The organism is Streptomyces sp. E11-3 (assembly GCF_046540415.1).
Taxonomy (GTDB): domain Bacteria; phylum Actinomycetota; class Actinomycetes; order Streptomycetales; family Streptomycetaceae; genus Streptomyces.
The window spans coordinates 1-616 of the sequence record NZ_JAZGRL010000249.1; the positions used below are offsets into that span (position 1 = coordinate 1).

Sequence of the window (616 nt, forward strand, 5' to 3'; positions counted from 1 at the left end):
CCGACCCCTCTGGAGGAACCCCCGTGACCACCCAGCTCACCGACCCCGCAGTGGCCGCGTTCGTATCCGCCGTCAACGCCGGCGACCGCGACGCCTTCTTCGCCGCCCTCACCCCGGACGCCACCATGTCCGACGACGGCAGCGACCGCGATCTGACCCTGTGGACGGAGAAGGAGGTCTTCTCCTCGAACGGCCGCATGGACGTGGAGTCCGCCGCCCCGGACGGCCGCTCGCTGACCGTGACCTACACCAACTCCACCTGGGGGAGCATGCGCACCCGGTGGACGTTCACGGTCACCGACGGCAAGGTCAGCCGCTTCGAGACCGGCCAGGCCTGACAATCCAAGACGGGTCCTTGGCCGCCACCGTACGTATGCCGATGTGACGGGGCGCATCACCTACGCGACTGGCGAACCACCTACGCGACGGGGCGCACCACCTACGCATACGGATCCTGCGCGCATACGGATGCGGGAGGCCGCGCCGCTCGCCAGGCTGCGCCTACCGCCCACAGTGCGGGAGCAGGATCGCCCCGGCACCGTGAGCGGCGCCGGGGCGGTCCTGGTACGGCGGTCCCACGTCGCTTCCACCCTCAGCGACGCGAGGCGCGGGGGGG

The 616-nt window shown here is 71.1% G+C and carries 1 protein-coding gene; it reads left to right on the forward strand.

The features are described from left to right. The first annotated feature begins 23 nt into the window (after window positions 1–23). Window positions 24–338 (forward strand): nuclear transport factor 2 family protein, encoded by a 315-nt coding sequence (locus U9R90_RS36680; protein WP_411061848.1) that lies wholly within the window; start codon window positions 24–26, stop codon window positions 336–338. The last annotated feature ends 278 nt before the right edge of the window (window positions 339–616 follow it).